Below are 2,437 nucleotides of genomic sequence, written 5' to 3'. Positions count from 1 at the left end.
CGATCCATTAACCCCGGTGTTGCAATTGGTTCTTGAGACCGCCCACCCATGATTTCTGGTTTTAAGTGGTAGATCTTCATTTTTCCAACACCAGGTAAGCGCATATCGACTTGAGGCTTGCCGGCGCCGTTAACTGCCAACAGTCCTTGGCTCACCAGGATTTTCGTTGCCGCAGTTGGGTTCAGCCCTGCGCATACCTCAGTTCTATATGCCTCCGGAAAAATAAAGTACTCGGTTCTATCATCGAGTGTAGCCCTGCGAAAACCGGCACGGTTTATCGTCTTGCCGGCACTGTTTTTATCGATGCCATCGGCACATGACGTAAACCTACTCTCACCATTGAGCTCGATAAAGCGGCGCACCTGAGCAACGGTTTTCGTTTCCTCCTGATTACCCGTGCCGCCTCTTTGCTCAATCCACGACTCGAAACACTTAACGGCCGCCGCTGTTGCTTCACCGGCAGGCCAAGGAAGAATACCGAGTTCGATCGAAAGCTCACCCGCTGCTGCAACTAAGCCAAAGCGTCGGCCAACACGGCCGACTTGCCCTGTTGCGTCATTCGGCACGTACTTTTCGACAAAGCGTTCAATCAATGCCTTCACCGTTTCGACCAGACGGGGCTGAAGTTCCGCATTAGCGAGGATCTCAACGAACGCACGTCCGGCAGTTCCATGGTGCTCGGTCACTGCAGCCCTCAACCCTTCAGCAAAGACCTGCGATCTCTCAGCGCCATGAATGTTCTCGAAGATCCCAAAGCCACAACCGGCGTCTGCAGAAATTTCGACCATACGAATTTCTTGGCCGGCCATTGTGGTATGCCCAGTCTGTTGCATCATGTCCGCTAGACTCTTCTCACCAGAGGAAAGCACTAGGTTGCGGAATCGCTTGGCAGTGCGGGCATCTCCATTACGATCGGCTCGGCTTTTTCCCTGGCCATTGCCCAGCATGTATGCCGCTTCACCAGCTGCTTTGCCATCGGCTTGACCCAGCTCATCAAGAGGCAAGAGTAGATCGTTATGCATCGTTGCCACACTTTCGAAACCGTTCGTAGTCATGTTCCAAGTCCGGATTAACTGGCGGCTCCCCCATACACTTGCTCCGACTGCTAGGCACACGGTTTTCCCGGTACTGCTATCCCCACGAAGGTGGAATCCACCGTTGTCTTCACCGATCAGTGAAAGCAACGGCGGAGCGAGACCGATGCAAATGGAGGTCACTGCTCTTGAGTTTCCTTGGCAAGGACCCGCTACGTGCGTCTTCCAACTTTCGAGCGTACCGGCCTGCGAAAATCGCTTAATCTCTTCAGGATCCCTCGTTTGGAAAACCATGCGTTGATTTGATTGCCCGTAGATCGCATTTGGAAGCACGAACAGTCCGTTGGACCACCCAGGTTGGGCCACCGATCTTGCTCTCGACTCTGGAGTAGCGGCGATGAGGTATGCAGAAAGGCCTTCTTTAGCCAGCTTGCTTGGCTCAATCGCCACGCCCATTCTAAGAAGCGAGGCCCGATACGACTCGCCATTACTTGCCAAGAGCTCCCTCGGAAGCGCCCAAGTCTTGACGACACCGTCTGGATCGGTGAATCGTAGTTCCGTTCCCCAATTCGAGCTCTCCAGGTCTCGAGTGAGTGCCGTTACGTCGATGCGGGACGCAAGCTTCAAATACGTAGGTTCGCCATCTTTTGCTTCGCCAACTTTAAACACTCCGTTCGGGTTCACCTTGTAGCCGCCAGGAACATCGTATTCTTCCGGAAGTGCATCGGTAGCTGTCTCTTCCGCATTCAACTGTCGCTGGAACATCCACCCATATAGTCCCGCTGGGGCCGCAGTTGGCTGGCCGTTCGGCTTACGGCACCCGCCGCTTGGGCAGCCTGTGAACCCCATCTCACGGATTCGAGCGCATGAGATTGGTGCTGATCCGTTCCGGACATGTTCGATTTTGGAATTAGTAGCACCCTCATCATAACTGTCGTGGTGCTGGCTCGACGAGTGAATCCAAGGCCCACTGTTCTCAAAACGACAGGCGTTCGAAATCATAGCCATCCAAAGCGGCTCCGAAAGTTTGTTCTGTGTCCCCCTTGCTGAAGCAAGCTGCATGAACGAGCAGCGCTCGACGACGTAAGTCAGCCCTTGCTCAAAGTTCAGGTCCGGGCCGCGGGATTCGGTGCCAGCGACTGCGTGGTGACGCTTCTCGACAAAGCGATGGAGAGAAACTTTTTGCTTGTTGGCTGGGACAACGATGTCTGGCAAGTCTTCAATGGAAAGTAGTCGTCCTTCGCTTACATGAACGAAATGAACACCTCTGCCAGCTTCAGGGTGTGATGGCTTGTAGTAGACCCTAGCTAAATCCTTTGTCGCCGGATCATTGCAGCCGCCTGCAAGGTGGTTGATGCGTGTAGTGGTCTAATGTCCCCGGACACATCGATAGGTGGATAATT

Annotated in this window: 1 protein-coding gene; it reads right to left on the bottom strand. The window is 53.9% G+C overall.

Annotation, left to right across the window (positions count from 1 at the left end; all coding sequences use genetic code 11):
- A partial coding sequence (locus QWL29_RS26420; protein ID WP_305825830.1) for a DUF927 domain-containing protein occupies positions 1–1,799 on the bottom strand: 1,799 nt, incomplete at its 3' end.
- Positions 1,800–2,437: the final 638 nt, after the last annotated feature.

This window comes from Massilia brevitalea (assembly GCF_030711405.1).
GTDB lineage: Bacteria > Pseudomonadota > Gammaproteobacteria > Burkholderiales > Burkholderiaceae_D > Telluria > Telluria brevitalea.
This window is presented reverse-complemented; position numbering and strand designations above follow the sequence as displayed.